Genomic DNA, 21,854 nt, shown 5'->3' with positions numbered 1-21,854 from the left:
CGCACCTGTCCGAGCTCCAATGTTCGGCAAAGGGAACCCGCCATGCTGACCCGCATCTGCCTGTGCCTGCTGATCGCCATCGCCAGCGCGAGCGTCGCCGCCCGCGAAGTTAAGTTGAGCGCCGCCAACAGCGGCAGCTGCCCGGACACCATCGCCGCGAGCAAGGAACCGGCGCGCAGCAGCCGCGCCATCGCACCGGCGCGCGCCAACAAGGCCAAGCCGAGCATGCACAGCGACAGTGCGATCCGGCAGTCGCCGCGCTGGCACAGCTTCCTGCCGGGCATGTTCCGCTAGGCATCTGGCCTGGTCCGCGTGTTGATCCGGCTCTCGTAAGCGGCGCGCTTGTTCGACTGGTTGCAGCGGCTTCGGCCCACGCCCCGCACCATTGATCCCGACCTGTGGCGCGCCACCCGCGCCGCGGTGCCGTGGCTGTCGGCGCTCGACGACGCGCGCGCCACCCGCCTGGAATCGCTGGCCGCGCGCTTCCTGCACGAGAAAGCCATCACCCCGGTCGGCGAACTCAGGCTCGATCCACAACAACGCTGCACGCTCGCCGCACTGTGCTGCCTGCCGCTACTGGAGTTCGGTGCGCGCGGCCTGCGCGGCTGGTCGCAACTGATCGTCTACCCCGATGCGTTCCGGGTGAACCGCAGCCACGTCGATGCCGCCGGCGTGCTGCACGAGTGGGAAGACGAACTGATCGGCGAGGCCTGGGACGCCGGCCCGGTAATCCTGTCGTGGGCCGACGTGGCCGCGGACTGCGACGATCCGCGTGCGGGCTTCTGCGTGGCGGTGCACGAGATCGCGCACAAGCTCGACGTGCTCGACGGCGTGCTCGACGGTACCCCGCCCCTGCCCAGTGCCTGGCAGCGCGGTTGGGCCCGCGACTTCCAGCAGGCGTTCGATGCGCTGGCCGCCGATGTTGACGCCGGCCGCGAGACCGCGATCGACGGCTACGCGGCCGAGGCGCCGGAGGAATTCTTCGCGGTCGCCAGCGAGTACCACTTCAGCGACCCGGCCACGCTGCGCGCGGCGATGCCGAAGGTCGCCGCGCATCTGGAAAGGTTCTACGGCGCGTCGCCGTTCGCCTGAAAGCAGGCGAATCCGCTGGTCGCGGATCGCGGATCGCGCCAACGCCGATACCTACAGCCCCGGCGGCAGCCTCACCTCGAAGCGCGCGCCACCCAGTTCTTCCGATGGCGTCACATCGAGCGTGCCGCGGTAGCCGCGCACCAGGTCCTGCACGATCGCCAGGCCGATGCCGTGGCCGTGCACCCGCTCGTCGCCGCGCACGCCGCGCTGCAGCACCAGCGCGACTTTCTCCGGTGGGATCCCGGGGCCGTCGTCGTCGACCGCGAGCAGCAGCCCCGGGCGCCGGTTCGGCGCGGTCTCGCCGGGGCGCACGGTCAGCAGCACGCGGCTGTTGGCCCACTTGAACGCGTTCTCCAGCAGGTTGCCGAGCAGCTCCTGCAGGTCGCCCGGCTCGCCGTGGAACTGCACGCCCTCTACCACGTCGAACTCGCACAGCACGCCCTTGCTGGCGTAGACCTTTTCCAAGCCGCGCACGATCTGCTCGGCGTGCGGCTCGACCGCGATCGGCAGCGCGAACAGCGCGTGGCCGGCCGACGCCGCGCGCGCGAGCTGGTACGAAACCATGTCGTTCATGCGCCGCAGCTGCACGTCGACGTCCGCGCGCAGTTCGCTGTCGTGGGTCGGATCCTCCAGGCGCGCGCGCAGCACCGCCAGCGGCGTCTTCAGGCTGTGCGCGAGGTCGGCCAGGGTGTTGCGCTGGCGGTCGAGGTTCTCGCGCTCGCTCTCGATGAAGGCGTTGATGCTTTCGGTCAGCGGTTCGAGTTCTCTCGGGTGGCGCTCGCCCATACGCGACATCACCCCGCGCTGCACGCGCTTGAGTTCGTCGATCACGCGCCGCAGCGGGCGCAGGCTCCAGCGCAGGATCACCGCCTGCAGCAGCAGCAGGATCAGGCCGGCGCCGCCGAGGAAGCGCCACAGCGCCTCGCGGAACACGCCGACCTGGCGGCTGAGCGCGGTGGTGTTTTCGAGGATGTAGATCGTGTAGCCGAACTCGGCGCGCTGGTCGCCGTCGGTGCTCCAGATCAGACCGATGCCGTAGCGGTAGGCCTCGCCGACGTCGCCGTTGATCTCGGTGATCGGCAGCGGGCCTTCGAACTTCTCCTGCTTGGGCGCGAGCATCGGCGCCTCGGGCAGGATCGGGCCCTGCGCCGACGACGAATGCCAGTGGCCGCTGGGCAACACCAGTTCGGCGTACAGGCCGCTGCCGGGACGCTCGAAGCGCGGGTCCAGCGGTTCGTAGGGCTCGACGAATTCGCCGCCGCGGTCGAAGTCGCCCTTGGCCGCGTACGCCAGCGCGTAGCCCTCCATGCGCTCGCGCAGGTTGCTCTCGGCCGTTTCCAGGAACGCGCGGTCCAGCGCGTAGCCGGCCAGCGCGAGGAACGCGATCAGGCCCAGGCTGGCCGCAAGCAGCTGGCGCGTCTGCAGCGAGCGCGGCTGGCGCCAGGTCATGCAGCACAACCTAGTCGGGCGGGTTTCAAGCCGCCGTCGGAATGCATCGAGGCCGCCGTCGCCGTCCGGTGACCTTCGAACGGAAGTCGGGGGTTACGCGCGCAAGCGCGGCGGGTTGAAACCCGCCCTACGGAATCTGCGACGACAGGTGCGGGCATCGACATGCGAGGCAGTGTCGCAGGCAAAACGGTCATCCGGGGAGGGCTATTGGTCCCGGATGCGGAGTCGTTATCGACCTCCGACAAAGCCGGGCAGTGACGACCGTTACTCCCCGGAGCGCGGGATCGCAAACCGGTAGCCGCGGCCGCGCACGGTCTCGATCGGCTTGAGCGCGCCATCGGGGTCGAGCTTCTTGCGCAGCCGGCCGATGAACACCTCGAGCACGTTCGAGTCGCGATCGAAGTCCTGCTGGTAGATGTGCTCGGTCAGGTCGGCCTTCGAGACCAGCTCGCCGGCATGCATCATCAGGTACTCGAGCACCTTGTACTCGTAGCTGGTCAGGTCGACGTTGGTGCCGGCGATGCTGACCGTCTGCGCGGCCAGGTCGAGCGTGACCGGGCCGCACTCCAGGGTCGGCTTGCTCCAGCCCGCGGCGCGGCGTACCAGCGCGTTGAGCCGCGCGAGCAGCTCCTCGACGTGGAAGGGTTTGACCAGATAATCGTCGGCGCCCTGCTTGAGGCCCTCGACCTTGTCCTGCCAGCTCGAGCGCGCGGTCAGGATCAGCACCGGGAATTTCTTGCCTTCCGCGCGCAGCGCCTGGATCAGTTCCATGCCGGACATCTTCGGCAGGCCCAAGTCGATGATGCCCAGGTCGAACGGCACCTCGCGGCCCATGTACAGGCCTTCCTCGCCGTCCTGGGCGGCATCGACGGCGAAACCTTCGCGCTTCAGGCGCGCGGCGAGGGTCTCGCGCAGCGGCGCCTCGTCTTCGACCAGCAGAATTCGCATGTGCACTCCATTGGCAGCGCGGTCGCAGCGACCGCCGTTCAGCTAGCTTAGTCGCTGTCGCCGTCGTCGCCGCGTGTACGGCCGCGGTCGTCGTCGCGACGGGCGCGGGTCTGCGGGTCGTCCATGTAGACGCGGACCCGGCCGCTGGCGTCGACCACCTTGACGCGGTTGACGTCGCGGCCGTCGAACGGCACGCGCTCGGCGCTGAGCACTTCGCCGCCGGTGGCGCGCTCAACCCGGCGCACGGCGTCGGACAGGGCACGGTGGTCCTCGCGGCGGTCGTGGCCGCGGTCGCGACCCGAGCGGTCGCCGCGGTCCTGGACGGCGCGATCGGCCAGCCCGCCAAGGTGCTGGGCCATCGCGCCGCCGGCCGTGCCGGTCAAGGCGGTCAGCAGCAGCAGCGGGGCAAGACGGCGGAAGCTGGACATGGCGTGGCGGCGCTCAGGCGGAGTGAGGTGGATGCGGTGTGACGCCATTCTTGGAACGAGGCAGTGAATCCGGTCTGAACTTTTTCTTCACACGGTGGCCGCCATTCAGCCCGGGCGGCGTGTGGAGTTCGGACCGAACCCGCCGCGCGAACCAGGCCGGCCGCGCTCAATAGATCTCGCCGACACAGCAGCGCAGCGAGCCGCCACCGGCCTCGATCGCGTCCAGCTCCACGGTCCTGAGCTCGAATCCGGCCGCGGCCAGCGCGGCGCGGCTGCTGGCGCGAAGCGCGCGCCCGGCATGCGCGCTCATCCACACCGCGTCGCCCGACAGCGAGATCGCGTTGCCGGCGAACGCCGCGTGTTCGTCAGGCGACAGCAGCAGCGCGTGCGGCGCGTACAGCGCTTCGATCGCGGCGACCGCGGCCGGATCGGCAAAGCCGTTCGGGCAGATCAGCGCGGCGCGACCAGCGAGCACCGCGAGCACCACGTTGGTGTGGTACTCGCCCGGCGCGAGGTCGAACAGCAGCGTCGCGCGCAGCCCCAGCGCCTCGTGCATCAGCCGCGCGCCGGCCTCGTCGCAGCGCTCGGACAGGCCGGCGAAGCCGAGCCCGCGGGCGCGGTCGATCACCAGCGCGCCGGTCAGTTCGCACGGGTGCGGCTGGGTCGACAGGTCGATCTCGGCGTAGTCGAGCACGCCGCCGAAGAAGTTGCGGATGTCGGCGCGGGTCGCCTCGCGCTGGCGCACCGGGTGGCGCATGCGGCCAACCACGTAGCGTCCGGCGGCGGTTGCGAACACGTTGTTGGGGAACAGCGCGTCGGGCGTGAGCGGATCGCCGGCGAAACACACGGTCGGCAGCACCTGCGACAACGCGCGCTGCAGCTCGCGGTGCTGCGCCGAGGCGCGACTGGCATCGAACGCGGCGGCGTCGGCCATGTAGCGGTTGTCGGCTGCGGACTGCTCGGCCAGCGCGAAACCGTCGGGCGCGACCAGGAACGCGGCGCGCGCGGTGGCCGGGCCGAAATCCGGCGCGGTCGCGTGGGCGAAGTCGAGGAAGGCGTGGGTGTCGCGGGTGATCATGCCTGTCCTGAGCAAAGTCGAAGGGCGGCGTCGGCCCGTGCGCTGGAGGGAACTTCCGAAAACGCTTCGGTCACCGCGAGCGCCTGCTCGACCAGCGACCAGTCGGCACCGGGCTTGTGCGCGCCCTCGCTGAGGACCTGGCGGAACGCGCGGCCGCCACGCTGGCCGCCGAACAGACCGAGCAGGTGACGGCTGATGTGCTTGAGGTAGACCCCGCGCGCGAGCTGCACCTCGACGTGCGGGCGCAACGCACGCAGCAATTGCGAGCGCGTTTGCAGCTCGCCACCGAACCAGGCGACATCCAGCCGGTGCAGCAGGTAGGGGTCGTGGTACGCGGCGCGGCCGAGCATCGCGCCATCGGCGTGCTGCAGGTGTTCGGTCGCGTCGTCGAGGGTGGCGATGCCGCCATTGACGATGATTGCCAGGTCCGGGCGCTCGCGCTTGAGCTGGTAGGCCCATTCGTAGCGCAGCGGCGGGATCTCGCGGTTCTCCTTCGGCGACAGGCCCTTGAGCCAGGCGTTGCGCGCATGGACCACGAACATCCGGCAACCGGCGTCGGCGATGCGGTCGATGAAGGCGCGGAACACTTCGTAGTGCTCGTCGTCGTCGACGCCGAGCCGGCATTTCACCGTGACCGGCACGTTGCACGCATCGATCATCGCCGCGACCGAGTCGGCGACCAGCGCCGGCTCGCGCATCAGGCAGGCGCCGAAGCGGCCGGCCTGCACGCGGTCGGACGGGCAGCCGCAGTTGAGGTTGATCTCGTCGAAGCCGTGTTCGGCACCGATCCTTGCGGCCTGCGCGAGCAGTGCCGGCTCGCTGCCACCCAGTTGCAACGCGACCGGATGCTCGACCGGGTCCAGCGCCAGCAAGTGCGAGCGGTCGCCATGGATCACCGCGTTGGCGTGGACCATCTCGGTGTACAGCCGTGCGTGCGGCGCCAGCAGCCGGTGGAACACGCGGCACTGGGTGTCGGTCCAGTCCATCATCGGGGCGACGGACAGGCGCAGTTGCTCGGGCGGAATGGCGGACGCGGCGTTCACGGCGCGCATTGTACGGGGCCGCCGCTGAGCGACAGCGCACGCCGAACCCGGGGTGCTCGCCTCAGCGCGGAGCGTCCGGCGGCTCCCAGACCATGTAGACGTCGGCGCGCGCGTAGTGCGAGCCCGGACGCGGCGCGCGGTGGTGGCGGAAGCCGACGCTCTCGTACAGCGCCAGCGCCGGCGCGAGCTTGGTGCTGGATTCAAGGAACAACTCGCGGCCGCCGGCGGCGCGGTACGCGTCGAGCGCGCCGGCCATCAGCAAGCGGCCGATGCCGGCGCCGCGACACTCTTCGGCGACCGCCATCTTGGTGAGTTCGTACACGCCGCCGCCCTCGTGCTTGAGCGCCACGGTGCCGACCGCGCGCTCGTCGCCGTCGATGGCGAACAGCACCCGGCCGCCGTCGGCGAGCAGGTGGGTCTCCGGGTCGGACAGCACCTCGCGGTCGATCGGTTCGACCACGAACCAGCGCTCGAGCCAGGCGACGTTGAGGCGCGCGAAGTCCTCGCGCCAGCGCGGCGCGAAATCGACGATGCGGATCGCGGCGGTAGCGGGCGTGTCGGGCCTGGTCATGCCGCCATTCTAGGCCGCGACCGCTAAGGGTTCGATCGGCCAGTTCCGACCCGGCAGATCACTCGCGCGACAGGTGCGCAAGCGCCGCGGTCGCGGCCTCGCGGTCGTTGTCGTCGAACGCGCTGACCTGCAGCGAGGCCACGCTGCCGTCGTCGAGGCAGCGCGCGTTGACGTCAAAGCCGTCGGGGTGGCTGCGCGGCACGTAGAAGCTCTTGATGCCGCAGTGGCGACAGAACAGGTGGTGCGCGGCGCCGGTGTTGAACGTGTAGTCGGCCAGCTCGCCGCCCCCGGACATCAGCCGGAAGCGCGACGCCGGCACGATCAGGTGCAGGAAGCCCGTCATGCGGCAGATCGAGCAGTTGCAGTCGAGCACCTCGAGGTCGGCGGGGGCGTCGACCTCGAAACGCACGCGGCGGCAATGGCAGCCGCCGCGGTGCGTGACCAGCGGAACGGTTACTGAGGGGCGGATCGCGGCTGAACTCATCCGCGCAGCTTAATCCTTGCCGCCGCCCTTGCCCTTGCCGTTGCCCTTGTTGCCGTTGCCCTTTGCGTCGGCCTTGCCCTTGCCGGCGGCGTCGGCCTTGGCCGCGGGAGCGGCATCGTGGCGCTTGCCGGCCGCACCGTGGCCACTGCCCGCCTTGGCCTTGCCGGATGCCTTCATCGACGACGCGCCCTTGTCGCGGTTGGGGTAGTGGCGACGCAGGTCGTCATCCAGGGTGATCGGCCGCGCCCAGCGGTCGTAGGTCGGCACGAAACCGCGCTTGAGGCGGTGGAACTCGGCCGACCCGGGCTTGATCCCCAGCCGCTGGGCGACGTTGCCCCAGCCCTGGCCGTGGTCGCGGTCCCACTCGTCGACCACGGTGCGGCACGGGCGGCCGATGATCGAGGCGATCGCGCAGGCGTAGTAAACGTCGCCCGGCGCCCAGCGGCGCTGCACCAGCAACTCGCTGACCAGATCACGCGGCGCGCCGTGGTAGCGCACGATCTCGTCGATGAACGGCTCGCGGTAGCGGCTGCCATAGCGGTTGACGTCGGACAGGCGGTCGTCGACCCAGACGTCGCCGCTGCGCGGATCCCAGCCGTAGCGATAGTCCTGCGCCATTGCGGTTCCGGTGAAGCCGGCGAACAACGTGGCGATGGCGAGCAGCGTGGACTGGATTCTCGAGGACATGGCGCGTTCCTTTGTTTTGATGGCAGCCGGGGATTGATGGTGGCCGGTGCGGGCTGCGGATGGGCTGCCCGGTCTGGCACGCAGGGTCGTTGCTCGCAGGTGAACCCGGACGCAATGCGTCGCGGATGTCGCGAGGAAGCGTTATCTCGCGTTGCGGCCGGTCACGGCGACGTGATGGTCCCGGCGCCGCCGCCGGTTGCCGAAAACGACGACGGCACCGCAATGCGGTGCCGTCGCGTGTGTCCAGGGCCGGCCCGATCCAGCAGCGCCGGCCCGCAACCATCAATCGTCGTCGCGGTCGCGGCGACGGTCCCAGCGGCGGTCATCGTCGCGGTCATCGCGATCGTGGCGACGGTCGTAGCTGTAGTAGCGGTTGTCGTAACGGTGGTCGTAGCGGCTGCGGTCATAGCGCGGGTCGTAGTACTGGACCTTGCACTTGCCATGCTTGTTGCACTTCATGTCGCGGTGGCCCGGCGCGTTGCCGTGGTAACCGTAGGCACGGCCGCGCGGCGCGTTGCGGTAGTAGGTCGGGCGGCCATACCGGTCGCGCACGACGATCAGGCGGTCGTCGTGGTCGTAGTTGCCGTGGCGGTAGTACGGCACGCCACCACGGATCATCACGTCGGCGACGTCGACGATCACCCGGGCCAGATCGTTGCTCTGCGCCTGCGCGGGAGCCGGGGCCAGGCCGGCCACGCCAAGGCCGGCAGCAAGGACAGCGGGGGCAAGCCAGCGGGACAGCATGGTCATGAAGCTCTCCTTCGATAAACCCACGCAGCGGTGGGCACGGGATTGACGATGCCGGCGCGAGCGTGAACCTTTTTCTAACGAATCGGGGTTTGCCTGAATGCGCTTAACTGGCGTTGGGGATCGGCATTCGCGAGCCGCCGCCCCACGCCAGCACCGCGCTGCCGTCTCCGCCCGCGGCACGGAGACGACAGTCGCATCGGCGCCAGCCGATGCCGGACCGCCCGCGGCGATCAATCGTCGTCGCGCCAGCGTCGGTCGTCGTAGTAGCCGTAGTAGCGGTCGTCGTAACGCCGGTCGTAGCGATAGCGGTGGCGGTCGTAGCGCGGGTCGTAGTAAGTGACCTTGCAGCGGCCGTGCGAGTTGCACGTCACCTGGCGCTGGCGCGACGTGTAGCGATGGTCGTAACGGTGGTCGTATTGGTAGCCGCGCGGCACCTGGCGGTAATACAGCGGGCGGCCGTAGCGGTCGCGCGACACGATCAGGCGATCGTCGTAGCCGTAGTCGCCGTAGCGGTAGTACGGCGTGCCGCCGCGCAACACCACGTCGGCGACGTCGACCAGCACGCGTACCAGGTCGTCGCCGCTCTCGGCGCGCGCCGGTAGCGGCACCAACGTCGCCAAGCCCAGGCCGGTGGCCATCACGGCAGGCGCGAGCCAACGGGTCACAGTGTCCATGGTTTCTCTCCCGGAGAATCTCTCCGAACATGGCCCCGCACCACGCGGGGCATGCCGTGACGATGCGACTGCGCGGGTGAATCGATTTCGAATCCGGCGCACACGGGAACCGGCGCTCAGCGGGCGTTTGGCCAGCGCCGGAGACACCCGTTCCGGCGGCGTCCGGTGGACGAAAGCGCCGCCCGTTCCCGGCACGAATCGATCAGGCCCCGGCGGGCGGATCGCCGTCCTTGCCCGGCGGGCTGCCGATCCGGAAGCGGCAGGCGCGACCGCCGCGCACCAGGCATTCCAGGTGCTCGATCGGGCGGCCGCTGGCCGCTTCCATGAAGGCCAGGTCGAACTGGCAGACCTCCGGATGTGCCTGCGCGAGCGAGTGGAACACGCAGTTGAACGCCTCGACCTGCAGCTCGCCATCGTGGCGCGCGGTCTGCGCCTCGTAGCCCAGTGCGTCCAGTTGCGCCGCCAGTGCGCTGGCCACGTCGTCGTCCTGCGCGCTGCTCACGCCGGCGGCGGCCGCGCCCAGCTCGCGCCCCATTTCGAGCAGCATCGTGCGCACCTGCGCGGGGCCAAGGTTGGCGTACAGGCGCTCGAGCACCTTGGCTGCGATCAGGTCGTAGTTGCGCGGGAACAGGTCGCGCCCGCTCGGCGTCAGCAGGTAGCGCGCCTGCGGGCGGCCGCCGCTGGCGCGCGCGGTGCCGTGGGTGACCGCGCCGGCGCCGATCAACGCGGTGAGGTGCTGCCGCACCGCGTTGTGGGTGATGCGCAGGGCCGCGCACAGGGTTTCGACCGTGGCCCCTTGCGGCGCCTGCAGCAGCTCGCGCATGAGCTTCTTCTGGGTCGATCCGAACTGGCGCAGCCCGCTCATGGCCGGTCAGCCCACCTTGGCGGGGAATTGCCTGGCGATTGCGCCGGCCAGCGCATCGGCGATCACGTCCATGTGCGCCTGCATCGCCTTCCAGGTCTTCGCTTCGCCGGCGGTGTCGCCGGCCATGAGCTGCTGGACCTGCGCGGCGTGGTGCGCGCCGTGCGCCACCAGCAGGCCGCGCACCGCGTCTTCGGGCAGGTGTGGGTTGGCACCGGCGAGGAACGTCGCGATCTGCCCGGCGTTGGCGACCAGGCCGGCCGTCGCCTGCTGCACGCCGGCGGTGTCGGCCTTGCGTTGCGCGTCGGTGAGCGCCTTGACCCCGCCCCAGTGGCCAGCGAGCAGCTCCAGCATCCGGGTGCCGGCGGCCGGCCCGTAGAAGCTGGCGACCGCGGCGGACAGGGCCTTGGCATTGGCGACCACGCCGGCGGCGGCCTGGCTCGCGGCGGTCGGCTTGTTGGCGTGCACCGCGAGCGCGTAGGCGCGCGTCTGCACGACGTGGCCGTGCCAGAGCGCGCGCAGGTCGGCCTGCAGTTTCGGCGCCTTCGGCGTGGCGGCGGGCGCCGCGGCGACGGCATGGCCGTGCGCGGGCGGCGGGCTGGCTTCGGCAGGCGCGCCAGCCAAGGCGAACGCGACGGCGATGGGGATCAGCAGGGATTTCATGGGTCGGCTCCGGATGCACCGCGGACTCGCGGCACGGGCAGCGTGCGCCGCCCCGACCATAACTCAAGTACGTTATGTGTAAAGAATTAAATACGGCACCTGCTGCGACCAGCAGCCTGCCGCGGCGATCAACGGCGCGACAGCGCCACCAGCTCGCGGACCGCCTCGGGCAGGTCGGCCGCCTGCGCGACCTGGCGCAGGCGCGGCGCGTCGGCGGCGACCTCGGCCTCGTTCTCGTGCGCCCAGGTCGAGTGATACGGCACGTGGATGCCCCAGCCGCCGAGCGCCAGCACCGGGGCGATATCGGACCGCAGCGAGTTGCCGATCATCACGAACTGCCCGGCCGGCAAGCCGAACTCCTGCAGCAACCGCGCGTAGGTCGCCACGTCTTTCTCGCTGACGATCTCGATGCGCCGGAACAGCGGCGCGAACCCGCACTGCGCGACCTTGGCCTCCTGGTGGAACAGGTCGCCCTTGGTAATCAGCACGACCTCGTGCTCGCCGGCGATCGCGGCGACCGCCTCGGCGATGCCCGGCAGCAGCTCGACCGGGTGCCGCAGCAGTTCCTTGCCCAGGCCGACGATGCGATGCAGGTCGGCGGCGCTGATGCGCTGCGCGGTGATCTCGACCGCGGCCTCGATCATCGACAGCACCATGCCTTTGACGCCGTAGCCGAACACCGCGATGTTGCGCTTCTCGACCGCGTACAAGTGCTCCTGCGCGCGCGCGTCGTGCAGGTCGACGTAGTGGCCGACGATGCGCTCGAACTCGCGCTGGGCGGCGTCGAAGTAGTCCTGGCTGCGCCACAGGGTGTCGTCGGCGTCGAAGCCGACCAGGCGGATGCCGTGCGGGGGAAGATCCATGGCGTCGATTATGGCGTGTACCGATGCCCGCCCCGAAGCGCGCGACGGGCCCGTGCTTCCGCGGCGATCGGCGCGTACATCCTCCAGCAAAGGTTCGTCACGGATACCGAGGAAGGACCTCCGCGATAGTCGATGCCGGCATCGGTGTCGTTCGATCCCCCCCTTTGGAGAAGGCGGCTGGGGGATTGGCGTTGGCTCCTGAGGGTGCAGCGGGACAGCAACGGCAACAGCGAATCGCCCCAACCCTCTCTTCCAAAGAGATGCGATCCCGGTTACTCCGCGAATACCAAAAAAAAGGCGGCCCGAAGGCCGCCCTTTGCACACGCGCGGGGGAGCGTGCGGCTTGCGGGTTACTTGCTGCCGCCGCCGGCCGGGGCCTTGCCCTGCACCTTGGCGACGTAGGCCTTGTACTCGTCGGCGGTCAGGGCGCCGTCGGTGTTGCCGTCGGCCTTGTCGAACACCTGGCCCAGCGCCGGCACCACGGCCGCTTCGGTCTTGGTCAGCTTGCCGTCCTTGTCGGCGTCCACGTCGGCCCAGCTCTTCTTCTCAGGCGACGCGGTGGCGGTGGCCGACGCCGCGGTCGACGCGGGGGCGGCAGCATCGCCCTGGGTCGCGGTGTCGGCCTGCGCGGCGGCTTCGGTCGGCGCGGCAGCCTGGGCCGCGGCATCGGTCGACTGCGCGAACGCGAGCGGCGCGGACAGGGAAGCGACCAGGGCGAAGGTGCCGATCAGCGACTTGCGGGAAAAGTGGGTCATCTGTTGTCTCCGGTGAAGAAAAGTAATGAGCGGCACGGTCTTTGTTGGATGCATCGGTTGACCGCACGGAAGCCACCTTGCCCATCGGCGGATGAACGCTCGCGGCGGCGCAGCCGCGCAGCCAACATCGTGTTAACCACCTCGTGGACGATTGCCGCTAGGCGGCGGCCGCGACGACGTGGAAACGTGACGCACGGCGCGCTCTGCGCGCGCTGGCACTGCGGCGCACAAGCTGAATCGAACACAACGTTTACAAACGCGTCGCGCTTGGCGGGGGTTCGTGGTCGCTGCGGTCAGGCGTCGTCCTCACCCGACACGCTCACCGACGGCTGCCGCTCGTCGTCCAGTTGCACCGCGACCGTGATCGGCCGGCAGCAGACCTGGCAGTCCTCGATGTAGCGCTGGTCGCCGACGGAGTCGTCGATCAGCAGCACGATCGATTCACCGCAGTAGGGGCACTGGATCTCGACGGACGGCAGCATGGCGGCGCACTCGAAGGCAGGTGGGCAGCGACGATGCGGCGCGCGCGGTGACGCCGGCGTACATGCCGCCGGCACGGGCCGGCGTGGCGATGACGAGGCCTGCACGCCTGCGGGTGCCTACTCGCGCCGACGCGTGCGCCGCAACGCCGCCACGCACCGCAACCCCACTTGGGAGTACCCGATGAAGATCTTGCTGCCGACCCTGTTCGCCGTGCTGGCCCTGTGCGCCTGCGATCGCCGCGCCACCCAGCCGCCCGAGCAATCCACGACCACCGACACCGCGACGGCGACCCCCGCGCCGGCCACCGCCACCCCGACCGACGCACCCGCGGCCGTGCCGGCGCCGATCGTGACCGAGTCGTGCGACGACCTCAGCGGCCAGGCGCAGACCGATTGCCTGGAGCGCAACCGCGTCCGGGCCAAGCCGCCGGCGATGCCGCCGCGGGACACCGACGGCGAGCCCTCCCCGCCTGCCGCGTGAGCGACGCGGCGCGGACTACAGCGGCAGCGCCGGCGCGCGCGCGGTCATCGCCGCGACGAACGCCGGCAATTCGCGCGCGGCCGCATTCTTGATCGTGTAACGGCCGGGCTGGCGCACCCGCGCCAGCTCCTCCCAGGTCAACGGCATCGCCACCGGGGCGCCGGGGCGCGCGCGCAGCGACCAGCTTGCGATCGCGGTCGCGCCGCGGCCGTTGCGCAGCCAGTCGATGAAGATCCGGCCTTCGCGCTTGGCCTTGCTCATCGTGGCGACGTAGCGCTGCGGCTGGCCCTGCGCCATCGCGTCGGCGAACGCTTCGCAGAAGCGCCGCACCTGCGCCCAGTCGGCGTGCGGTGCGATCGGCGCGACCACGTGCACGCCCTTGCCGCCCGACAGGCGCGGGTAGGAGGCCAGGCCGGTTTCAGCCAAGCGGTCGCGCACGTCGCGGGCCGCGGCCTTGACCTCGCTCCAGCCGATCGCGACGTCCGGATCGAGGTCGAACACCAGCCGGTCGGGCTGCTCCAGCGTGTCCACCTTTGAACCCCATGGATGCAGCTCGATCGCGTTCATCTGCACCAGGTTCATCAGCCCGGCGACGTCGTCGACGGAGAAGTAGGTGGCCTGGTCGCCGTCGTTCTCGGTGATCACGTGGCGCCGCACCGACTCGCCGAAGCCGGGGCCGGCGTGCTTCTGGAAGAAGTGCTGGCCAGCGATGCCGTCCGGGCAGCGCACGATCGACAGCAGGCGGCCACCGATCTCGTCGAGTATCTGGTCGGCCGCGGCGAGGTAGTAGTCGAACACGTCGCGCTTGGTGATCCCGGCATCGGGGTAGACCACGCGCTCGGGTGAACTGAGCGTGGGCAGCGCAACGGAGGTTCGCGGTGGCGATCGCGGCTTCGCGGCAGCGCGAGATGGTGCGGGCCGCTTCGCCGCAGCCTTGGTCCTGGTCGCGCGCTTGGATTTCGGAGCTTCGGGTTTCACCGCGGACTTCGGTTCGGCTTGCTCGAGTTCGGCCGACACCGGCGTGTCGGGACGCACACGGTGGAACGACGCCTGCCGCAGCAGCCCTTCCTTGCCCCAGCCGCGGAACACCACCTCGACCACCAGTTCCGGCCGCACCCAACGCACGTTGCCCGCGGGCAGCGGCGTGTGCGGCGGCAAGGCCAGCGTCGGCGATTCGACCTCGCGTGCCTTCAGGTCGCGTGCCATCTCGCGCAGCTGCATGTCGCTGAGACCCGAGCCCACGCGTCCGGCGTAGACCAGCGCGCCATCGCGCATCTGCGCCAGCAGCAGCGCGCCGATACCCTGGCGGCTGCCCTTGGGCTGGGTGTAGCCGACAACCACGAATTCGCGCGTCTCCACCGCCTTGATCTTGCGCCAATGCGCGGACCGGCCGCTGGCGTAAGCCGAGTCGGCGCGCTTGCTGATGATCCCCTCCATGCCCTGGCTGCGCGCGGCCTCGAACACGTCCGCGCCGTGGCCTTCGACATGACCGCTGTAGAACAGCCGGGGGTCCGCGCCGTGCAGCAGCTGCTCGAGCAGCTCCTTGCGCGCCAGCAGCGGCGCGGCGCGCAGGTCGTGGCCAGCCAGCGCCAGCAGGTCGAACACCGCGTAGCGCAGCTGCGCGGTGTCGCCATGCTTGAGCGCGTGCTGCAGCGCGTTGAAGTCGCTGTAGCCGCGCGCGTCGACCGCGATCAGTTCGCCGTCGAGCAACGCGTCGATGCCCAGGTCCGCCAACGCCTGCAGCAACTCGGGCAGGCGCGCGCTCCAGTCCAGGCCGTTGCGCGACCACAGCCGCGGCGCGCCACTGGCCTGGGCGATGATCCGGTAGCCGTCCCACTTCCATTCGTGCAGCCACTGCTCGCCGGCCGGTGGGGCCTCGGCCGCGGTGGTCAGCATCGGCGCGACGAATTGGTCGGGCGGCAGACGCCGGCTGCCGGCCAAGCGGCGCGCGACGGCGCGCAGTGCGGCGCGCGCGACGCCGGCCTCGGGTTTGGGTCGCGGCTTGGGTTTTGGCTGCGCGTGCGCAAGCGTGGCGGCCTTCTTCGCAGCCGGCGCGACCGCGTCCCTGTCGGCGAGGATGCGCCGCCCGCGCGCGGTCGACGCGCCCGGCGCATCGGCCGGCGGCGGCGGGATCGCCTCGAGCAGGTCGTCGGCCTCCAGGTCGGCGGCGTATTCGTCGCTGCGCTTGAGCAGCAGCCATTGCGGCTTGCTCGCCGGCTTGCCGGTGCGCACCAAGGTCCAGCGGCCCTTGAGGCGCTGGCCGTGCAGGGCGAACTCGAGCTTGCCGCGCGCGATCGCGGCCGCCGCGTCGCCGTCGGGCTGCCACGTGCCCTGGTCGAAGATCGCGACGTGGCCGGCGCCGTAGTTGCCTTCCGGGATGGTGCCGGCGAAGCCCGCGTAGTCCAGCGGATGATCCTCGACCTGCACCGCCAGGCGCTTCTCGCCGGCGCGCAACGACGGCCCCTTCGGCACCGCCCAGCTGCGCAGCACGCCGTCGACCTCGAGCCGGAAGTCGTAGTGGCGCGCACGCGCATGGTGCAACTGCACGACGAAGCCCGGCGCGTCGCTCTTGCCACGCGCCTTGCCCGCCGCGCCGCGCGGCTCGGGGGTGGCGCTGAAGCGACGCTTGCGGTGGTAGTCCTGCAACGCCATCGGTCAGCCCCGGCGCTCGCCCGCCGCGGTCACGGCAGCAGCACGATGCCGAACTGGCGCACGGCCAGCGCGAACAAGCCGAAACACGCGGCGGTGATGGCCACGCACGCCAGCAGCGTCAGCCAGAAGCCCAAGCGTGGCAGCAACAGCGGGAACGCGAGGAACATCGGCAGCGTCGGCAGCACGTACCAGAACGTGTACCACGCGTGGTTGGCGATCTTCGCCGGCGGCTGGTGCTCGAGGTACAGCCACACCAGGGTGAGCACCGTGACCAGCGGCAGCGCGGCGATGAAGCCGCCAAGCCGGTCGCTGCGCTTGGCGGCCTCCGACACGATCACCACCACCGCGGCGGTCAACAGGTACTTGCAGATGATCCAGCCCATGTCATTCCGATCCCACGATATCGATCGCGAACGCGGCGCCGCCCGCGGTGTCCGCACCGACACCGGCGTCGGCGGCGCCTGCACGCATCAGCCGGCCTTGCGCTTGCTGGCCTTCTTCGCCGGTGCCTTCTTCGCCGCTTTGGCCGCCTTCGTTGCCGGCTTGCTCGCTGCCGGCTTGGTGGCGGCCTGTCCGGTCTCGCCCTTCTGCTTGAGGCTGCGCTGCAGCAGGGCCATGAAATCGACGACGTTGGTGCTCGCCTCGGCCGGTTCGTCGTCGGCGGGCTCCTCGATCCGGGTGGTCGCCCCCTTGGCCTTGATCCGCTTGTTGATCACCGCCGTCAGCCGCTCGCGGAACTCGTCCTTGTAGTCGCCCGGCTTCCAGTCCTCGGCCATCGACTCGAGCAGGGTCTGTGCCATCTGCATTTCCTTGGGCGTGATCTTCCACTTGGCCGCGCCGCCCTCGGGGATCTTGTACTCGGCCGGGTCGACCAGCTCCTGCGGGAAGCGCATCAGGATCAGCATCAGCGCGTCGCCCTGCGGGATCACCATCGACAGGTACTCGCGGGTCCGGATCACCACCCGGCCGATGCCGACGCGCTTGGATTTCTTCAGCACCTCGCGCAGCAGCACGTAGCCCTTCTCGGCGCGCTTGCCCGGGACCAACAGATAGGGCTTCTCGAGGTAGGCCGGCGAGATCGCGGCCTGCTCGACGAACGCGTCCAGCGCGATCGTCTCCGTGTTTTCCGACGCGGCCGCGGCGATGTCCGCCGCCTCCAGCACCACGTAGCTGTCCTTGTCGTACTGGTAGGCCTTCACGATCTCCTTCCACGGCACCTCCTCGCCGGTCTCGGCGTTGACCCGCTCGTAGCGCACCGGGTCCTTGGTGCGCGAGTCGAGCATGCGGAACGAGATGTCGGTGCGGCGTTCGCCGGGCATCAGCTGGATCGGGATGTTCAACAGCCCGAACGACAGCGAACCGGTCCAGATGGGGCGGGCCATGGCGTGCTCCGGGAAGCCTGGTGGCAGGCGGGCACCATCGCCCAGCGGCCGTCCGCGACAGGTGAATGCGCGGGTCCTGGCGCGACGCGCGTGTCGATCGCGCTCATCACGCGCGAATAACCGAATGCGGACAAAGCTGGGGCGCTTGCAGCGGGAGGGCCTGCCGGCATCGGCGCGATCCCCGGGTGCATGGCCGTCCTTTGCCGGCGCGCGAGCGGCGCGGCGCCGACCCACCGTCCGGAGCGGATTCATGAAGACCCGACACGTGTTCAGCACCCCCGACCTCGAGACCGCGCAGGCGGCGATGGCGGCCGCGCGCCAGGCCGGCATCGACGACGAATGCCTGCTGCTGGTCGCGCGCTCGGACATCGAGCTGGACTCGATCCCCGACGGCCGCAAGGAAGCCGACAGCGATTTCATTCCGGCCGCGCTGCGCGGCGCGGGCTATGGCGGCGCGACCGGCCTGCTGGTGGGGCTGGTGGCGGTGGTGCTGACCCCGATCGGGCTGACCGTGGCCGGGGTCGGCGCGGTCGCGGCGGCCGGCGCGCTGGTCGGCTGCTGGGCATCGGCGCTGGTCGGCTCGTCGCTGCCCGACCCGGTGCGGCGCAAGTTCCACGACGAGATCGAGGCCGGCCGCATCCTGCTGGTGATCGACGCGACCAAGGAGGTCCTCGACGACGCCGAGGCCGCGATCGCCCGCACGGGCGCCACGCCACTGCCGTACGAGGCGACCACCGCGCTGATCCGTTGAATGCGATCGGCTGAAATCCTGCGGCCGCGGCGGATGCCCGCGGCCGGATCCGACAGTTCCCCACACCGTTGCGCGCGTTGCCGCGCGCACCCACGGGCGGCAAGCTGGCCGCCGATCGCCAGGAGAGATGCGCCGATGAAGTTCCTCGCCTACGCCGCCTGCAGCGGCCTGCTGCTCGCCGCCTGCGGTACCGCGCACGATGCGCCCGCGGAAACCCAGCCCCGCACCGACGCACCGCCTGCCGCGAACGCGGCGGCCGCCGCCGGCGCTGCCAGCACCACGTTCGTGGAATCGCCCGACGCCGCGGCCAAGCCGTTCACCGCGACCGAGATGGCCAAATTCAACGAGCCCTGGGCGATGACCTTCCTGCCCGACGGCCGCGCGCTGGTGACCGAGAAGCGTGGCGCGCTGAAGTTGTTCCAGCCCGGTGGCGGAAAGGGCGGTGTGATCGGCGATATCAGCGGCGTGCCCAAGGTCAGCTACGGCGGTCAGGGCGGCCTCGGCGACGTGCTGCTGCACCCGCAGTTCGCGCGCAACGGCCTGGTGTATTTGAGCTATGCCGAAGCCGGCGACGACGACACCCGCGGCGCGGCAGTGGCACGCGCCAAGCTGACCTTGGACGCGAAAGGCGGCGGCGCGCTGTCGGAGCTGCAGGTGATCTGGCGGCAGGTGCCGAAGTTCGACGGCGAAGGCCACTACGGCCACCGCCTCGCGTTCGGTCCGGACGGCAAGTTGTGGATCAGTTCCGGCGAGCGCCAGGAGTTCACCCCAGCCCAGGACATGCGGGCCAACGCCGGCAAGATCCTGCGCCTCAACGACGACGGCTCGCTGCCGGCCGACAACCCGTTCGCGGGCGACGGCGGCGTCGCCGCGCAGGTCTGGTCGCTCGGCCACCGCAACCCGCTGGGGATCGCGTTCGATGCGCGCGGCCAGTTGTGGAACACCGAGATGGGACCCAAGGGCGGCGACGAACTCAACCGCGTCGAGCGCGGCGCCAACTACGGCTACCCGATCGTGTCCAACGGCGACCACTACGACGGCCGCACCATTCCCGACCACGCCACGCGCCCGGAATTCCGCGCGCCGGCAGTGTCGTGGACCCCGGTGATCTCGCCGGCCGGGTTCGTGATCTATTCCGGCAGTGCATTCCCCGACTGGCAGGGCGACGGCCTGATCGGCGCACTGTCCGGGCAGGCGCTGGTACGGGTCGAGTTCGACGGCAACGGCGCGCGCGAAGCGGCGCGCTACGACATGGACGAGCGCATCCGCGAGGTCGAGCAGGGCCCGGCCGGCGACGTCTGGCTGCTCGAGGATGGCAAGGGCGGGCGCTTGTTGCGGCTGACGCCGGCGGCGCGCTGAGTCCACCGCTCGCGACGGTGCCCGCCGCGGGTTGCGCGGTCAGCGGCGCGCGTCGTCGCGCCCTTCGCGTTCTTCGCGTTCGTCGCTGCCGCCGTCGCGGAATTCGCCCTCGCTGAGGTAGCCGTCGCCGTCGGCATCGAGCGCCTTGAACTCGGCCTGGAGCGCCGCCGCTGCCTGCGCCTCGGCGGCGCTGACGCGGCCGTCGTCGTCGTCGTCCAGTTGCGCAAAGGTGCCGCGCGCCGGGCTCGCCGTCCGCGCCTTGATCGTCACCGGCGGTGGCTTGACCGGTTGCATCGCGCGCTCCTCGACCTGCTCGGCCGGCGGCGGTGCGTTCTCGTTGAGGGTCGGCGGCGGATCGCGCGCGTCGTCGTCATCGCGCCGCGTCTGCCCGCTGCGTTCGCTCGATTGCGTGGCCGCGCTGGCGAGCAGGTCGGTGAAACGCTGCATCGGCCGCAGCGACCCGTTGCCGTGCTGTGCGACGCCGGGTGGCGCGGCGGCCGCCGCGGCAGGCAGCGCGCTCGCGAGCGCGATCGACAACGCGCCCAGACCGAGGGCGGCACCGTGCTTGAGATCCGCGATGTTCATGCCCGCTCCTTCCACGAGGCTAGCCAAGCACCGCCACGCTCGACGCGGTCGCATGCACGGGCCGTGACGAAGCGCGCACCTAACCGCGGTTTCACGCGGCCGTGTGCGAGCGCTAGCGAATCGCCCTGTTCATCCGCCCTGGCCGGCACGTGCTTTGTTGCTGCGCGTCAACGCGCCCGCGCAGGTCGCGCCAAATTTGGGCAGCGTGCGGCTCGCGGCTCACGCATAGCGCTGGCCGAGCTCGAAGCGCGCGCGCACGGCCGCCAGGTCGAGACCGGTGGTGAGCTGGTAGTGCGGCGGGTCGGGAAACGTCGTCCAATCGCCGCCCCACTCGATCCCCGGCGCCCTGCCCAGACGCGCGGCGGCGACGTAGTCGCGCGCGCGCCGCGAGTAGCCGCCGCGCAACGTGAAGATGCCGATGTCCCAGGCGATGCCGAAGTTGTGCGCGCTGTGGCCGCCGCGGGCGCGCGTGACCACCGGGCCGGGGTTGCCGTAACGGCCCTGGCGGAACAACGCGTTCTGCTGCGCATAGCTGCGCGTGCCGGAGATGATCCGCGCCTGGATGCCGCCGTCGAGCACGCGGCGCAGGAACCGCCGCGCGTGTTCCTGCGCGCGCAACGCCAGGCCGAGGATCGCGTGCTCGCTGCGCGTGTCGAACTCGCCCAGCGTTGCGCGCAGCTGCAATGCGCGCGCCTCGAACTGGCGCGCGGCGCGTTCGGTGCGCGGCCCCCACAGGCCGTCGAGCGCGCCGGCGTACAGGCCTTCCGCCCGCAGCAGGCGCTGCAGGAACAGCACGTCGGCGTTCAGCAGTTCATGGCTCATCGCGGCACCCGCGCGCATCGGGCGCGTGGCGGCCACTGTCGCGTGCGCTGCGTTAACCCTTCGTGGGTTCGGCGCGCGCGGGTAGGCGGCGCGCGCGCTGCCGCAGCTATTGGGCCGCGGTCAGCCCCGGCGCGGCCGCGGCCAGCGGCTTCAGTCCCAGCGCGGCGCGGTAGCGCGCGTGCAGCGCCTGAACCTTGGCGATGTAGCTGCGCGTCTCGCGGTACGGCGGCACGCCGCCGAAGCGGGTGACGGTGCCGATGCCGGCGTTGTACGCGGCCGCGACCAGCACCAGGTCGCCGCGGTAGCGCTTCATCAGCTGCTGGATATGCCGCGCCCCGGCATCGATCGACTGCGCCGACGCGAACGGATCGCGCACGCCGTAGTCGCGCGCGGTGGCCGGCATCAGCTGCATCACGCCCTGCGCGCCCTTGGGCGAGACCGCGTTCGCGTCGAAGCCGCTTTCGGCATGCGCGATCGCGCGCAGCCACGCGTCATCGACGCCGGTGGACTTGGCGGCGGCCTGGAACTGCTTCGCGTACTGGTCGATGCGCGGCTTGCCGACCCGGCCCAGGCCTTCGTGCGCCGGTTCGCCGGGCGGCGTGTTCACGGTGAACGCGAGCACCTTGACCGAGCCGGGCATCTTGCGCGTGCCGTACACGGTCTTGCCGTCCTGCTGGCGCTCGTACAGGGTGCCGTTGATCACGCCCAGCGCGCCCCACAGGTTGGGCACCTTGGCGACGTGGTCATCGATCTGCTTGGCAACGCAGCGCGAACCGGGCTCCGGCGCGGTCGACAGGCTGACGCTGCCGTCGCGCACGCAGCGGTACACGGTGCGCGCCTGCGCGTCGGTGTACGCGGCGGACAGCAGCAACAGCACAAGCGCGGGGACGAGGCGACGCAACATGCGCGGATTGTAGGCCTGCGACCTGAACCACCGCGTGTGCGGATGGTTTACCCCACCGATGGCGGCGGCCGCGGGTTTCCGATCGGCTC

General features: G+C 70.7%; 26 protein-coding genes. 5 read left to right on the top strand and 21 right to left on the bottom strand.

Going from position 1 to position 21,854, the window contains the following annotated elements:
* Positions 1-42 precede the first annotated feature (42 nt).
* Positions 43-294, top strand: a complete 252-nt coding sequence (locus ACFQZQ_RS06425; RefSeq protein ID WP_386811940.1) for a hypothetical protein — start codon at positions 43-45, stop codon at positions 292-294.
* A 48-nt stretch (positions 295-342) separates the two neighbouring features.
* Positions 343-1,092, top strand: a complete 750-nt coding sequence (locus tag ACFQZQ_RS06420; protein ID WP_386811939.1) for a M90 family metallopeptidase — start codon at positions 343-345, stop codon at positions 1,090-1,092.
* 51 nt (positions 1,093-1,143) lie between these two features.
* Here ACFQZQ_RS06420 and ACFQZQ_RS06415 read toward each other — a convergent pair whose 3' ends face one another.
* The 15 genes from ACFQZQ_RS06415 to ACFQZQ_RS06345 all read right to left on the bottom strand — a co-directional run bounded on the left by ACFQZQ_RS06415 (position 1,144) and on the right by ACFQZQ_RS06345 (position 12,829).
* Positions 1,144-2,541: an ATP-binding protein gene (locus ACFQZQ_RS06415; RefSeq protein WP_386811938.1), complete on the bottom strand. Its 1,398-nt coding sequence runs from the start codon at positions 2,539-2,541 to the stop codon at positions 1,144-1,146.
* A gap of 264 nt (positions 2,542-2,805) precedes the next feature.
* Positions 2,806-3,489, bottom strand: coding sequence for a response regulator transcription factor (locus ACFQZQ_RS06410; RefSeq protein ID WP_386811937.1), 684 nt, complete (start codon positions 3,487-3,489; stop codon positions 2,806-2,808).
* Between the two features lie 47 nt (positions 3,490-3,536).
* The gene (locus ACFQZQ_RS06405) at positions 3,537-3,917 is read right to left on the bottom strand and encodes a hypothetical protein (protein ID WP_386811936.1); all 381 of its coding nucleotides are present in this window, start codon (positions 3,915-3,917) and stop codon (positions 3,537-3,539) included.
* 166 nt (positions 3,918-4,083) lie between these two features.
* Complete coding sequence (locus tag ACFQZQ_RS06400) at positions 4,084-4,995, bottom strand: arginine deiminase-related protein (RefSeq protein ID WP_386811935.1); 912 nt, start codon at positions 4,993-4,995, stop codon at positions 4,084-4,086.
* Positions 4,992-6,047 (bottom strand): tRNA dihydrouridine(20/20a) synthase DusA, encoded by a 1,056-nt coding sequence (dusA, locus tag ACFQZQ_RS06395; RefSeq protein ID WP_386811934.1) that lies wholly within the window; start codon positions 6,045-6,047, stop codon positions 4,992-4,994. The genes ACFQZQ_RS06400 and dusA overlap by 4 nt, the downstream gene beginning before the upstream one ends.
* Before the next feature lie 52 nt (positions 6,048-6,099).
* Complete coding sequence (locus ACFQZQ_RS06390; RefSeq protein ID WP_386811933.1) at positions 6,100-6,609, bottom strand: GNAT family N-acetyltransferase; 510 nt, start codon at positions 6,607-6,609, stop codon at positions 6,100-6,102.
* Between the two features lie 58 nt (positions 6,610-6,667).
* Positions 6,668-7,093 (bottom strand): GFA family protein, encoded by a 426-nt coding sequence (locus ACFQZQ_RS06385; protein ID WP_386811932.1) that lies wholly within the window; start codon positions 7,091-7,093, stop codon positions 6,668-6,670.
* Between the two features lie 9 nt (positions 7,094-7,102).
* Positions 7,103-7,780 (bottom strand): hypothetical protein, encoded by a 678-nt coding sequence (locus ACFQZQ_RS06380; protein ID WP_386811931.1) that lies wholly within the window; start codon positions 7,778-7,780, stop codon positions 7,103-7,105.
* Between the two features lie 282 nt (positions 7,781-8,062).
* Positions 8,063-8,530, bottom strand: a complete 468-nt coding sequence (locus ACFQZQ_RS06375; protein ID WP_386811930.1) for a hypothetical protein — start codon at positions 8,528-8,530, stop codon at positions 8,063-8,065.
* Between the two features lie 230 nt (positions 8,531-8,760).
* The gene (locus ACFQZQ_RS06370) at positions 8,761-9,204 is read right to left on the bottom strand and encodes a hypothetical protein (protein WP_386811929.1); all 444 of its coding nucleotides are present in this window, start codon (positions 9,202-9,204) and stop codon (positions 8,761-8,763) included.
* A gap of 202 nt (positions 9,205-9,406) precedes the next feature.
* Positions 9,407-10,069 (bottom strand): helix-turn-helix transcriptional regulator, encoded by a 663-nt coding sequence (locus ACFQZQ_RS06365; RefSeq protein WP_386811928.1) that lies wholly within the window; start codon positions 10,067-10,069, stop codon positions 9,407-9,409.
* A 6-nt stretch (positions 10,070-10,075) separates the two neighbouring features.
* A complete protein-coding gene (locus ACFQZQ_RS06360) occupies positions 10,076-10,729 on the bottom strand; it encodes a hypothetical protein (protein WP_386811927.1) in 654 nt (217 codons plus the stop codon).
* A gap of 128 nt (positions 10,730-10,857) precedes the next feature.
* Complete coding sequence (locus tag ACFQZQ_RS06355) at positions 10,858-11,592, bottom strand: HAD family hydrolase (protein WP_386811926.1); 735 nt, start codon at positions 11,590-11,592, stop codon at positions 10,858-10,860.
* Positions 11,593-11,942: 350 nt separating this feature from the next.
* Positions 11,943-12,347: an EF-hand domain-containing protein gene (locus ACFQZQ_RS06350; RefSeq protein ID WP_386811925.1), complete on the bottom strand. Its 405-nt coding sequence runs from the start codon at positions 12,345-12,347 to the stop codon at positions 11,943-11,945.
* A gap of 293 nt (positions 12,348-12,640) precedes the next feature.
* On the bottom strand, positions 12,641-12,829 hold the full coding sequence (locus tag ACFQZQ_RS06345) for a CPXCG motif-containing cysteine-rich protein (protein ID WP_386811924.1): 189 nt from the start codon (positions 12,827-12,829) through the stop codon (positions 12,641-12,643).
* Positions 12,830-13,010: 181 nt separating this feature from the next.
* On the opposite strand from ACFQZQ_RS06345, the gene ACFQZQ_RS06340 reads away from it, so the two are divergent.
* Entirely contained in the window at positions 13,011-13,310 is a 300-nt protein-coding gene (locus ACFQZQ_RS06340; protein WP_386811923.1) for a hypothetical protein, read from the top strand.
* A 15-nt stretch (positions 13,311-13,325) separates the two neighbouring features.
* Here ACFQZQ_RS06340 and ligD read toward each other — a convergent pair whose 3' ends face one another.
* The 3 genes from ligD to ku all read right to left on the bottom strand — a co-directional run bounded on the left by ligD (position 13,326) and on the right by ku (position 17,344).
* A complete protein-coding gene (gene ligD / locus ACFQZQ_RS06335; RefSeq protein ID WP_386811922.1) occupies positions 13,326-15,962 on the bottom strand; it encodes a DNA ligase D in 2,637 nt (878 codons plus the stop codon).
* A gap of 29 nt (positions 15,963-15,991) precedes the next feature.
* Complete coding sequence (locus ACFQZQ_RS06330; protein WP_386811921.1) at positions 15,992-16,345, bottom strand: DUF3147 family protein; 354 nt, start codon at positions 16,343-16,345, stop codon at positions 15,992-15,994.
* 87 nt (positions 16,346-16,432) lie between these two features.
* The gene (gene ku / locus ACFQZQ_RS06325) at positions 16,433-17,344 is read right to left on the bottom strand and encodes a non-homologous end joining protein Ku (RefSeq protein ID WP_386811920.1); all 912 of its coding nucleotides are present in this window, start codon (positions 17,342-17,344) and stop codon (positions 16,433-16,435) included.
* A 250-nt stretch (positions 17,345-17,594) separates the two neighbouring features.
* On the opposite strand from ku, the gene ACFQZQ_RS06320 reads away from it, so the two are divergent.
* Positions 17,595-18,095, top strand: a complete 501-nt coding sequence (locus ACFQZQ_RS06320; RefSeq protein WP_386811919.1) for a hypothetical protein — start codon at positions 17,595-17,597, stop codon at positions 18,093-18,095.
* A gap of 135 nt (positions 18,096-18,230) precedes the next feature.
* Positions 18,231-19,454 (top strand): PQQ-dependent sugar dehydrogenase, encoded by a 1,224-nt coding sequence (locus tag ACFQZQ_RS06315; protein WP_386811918.1) that lies wholly within the window; start codon positions 18,231-18,233, stop codon positions 19,452-19,454.
* A 39-nt stretch (positions 19,455-19,493) separates the two neighbouring features.
* Here the strand turns inward: ACFQZQ_RS06315 and ACFQZQ_RS06310 are convergent, their stop codons facing one another.
* From ACFQZQ_RS06310 to ACFQZQ_RS06300, 3 genes are all read right to left on the bottom strand, one after another.
* Positions 19,494-20,039 carry a hypothetical protein gene (locus ACFQZQ_RS06310; protein WP_386811917.1) on the bottom strand — a complete coding sequence of 182 codons (546 nt, stop codon included), beginning with the start codon at positions 20,037-20,039 and terminating at the stop codon, positions 19,494-19,496.
* 219 nt (positions 20,040-20,258) lie between these two features.
* Positions 20,259-20,861 carry a M15 family metallopeptidase gene (locus ACFQZQ_RS06305; RefSeq protein ID WP_386811916.1) on the bottom strand — a complete coding sequence of 201 codons (603 nt, stop codon included), beginning with the start codon at positions 20,859-20,861 and terminating at the stop codon, positions 20,259-20,261.
* A 106-nt stretch (positions 20,862-20,967) separates the two neighbouring features.
* Complete coding sequence (locus ACFQZQ_RS06300) at positions 20,968-21,765, bottom strand: lytic transglycosylase domain-containing protein (protein WP_386811915.1); 798 nt, start codon at positions 21,763-21,765, stop codon at positions 20,968-20,970.
* Positions 21,766-21,854: the final 89 nt, after the last annotated feature.

The organism is Lysobacter koreensis (assembly GCF_042677045.1).
Classification (GTDB): Bacteria; Pseudomonadota; Gammaproteobacteria; order Xanthomonadales; family Xanthomonadaceae; genus Lysobacter_K; species Lysobacter_K koreensis.
The sequence above is the reverse complement of the archived record's forward strand: the minus strand, read 5'-3'. Positions and strand labels throughout refer to the sequence as shown.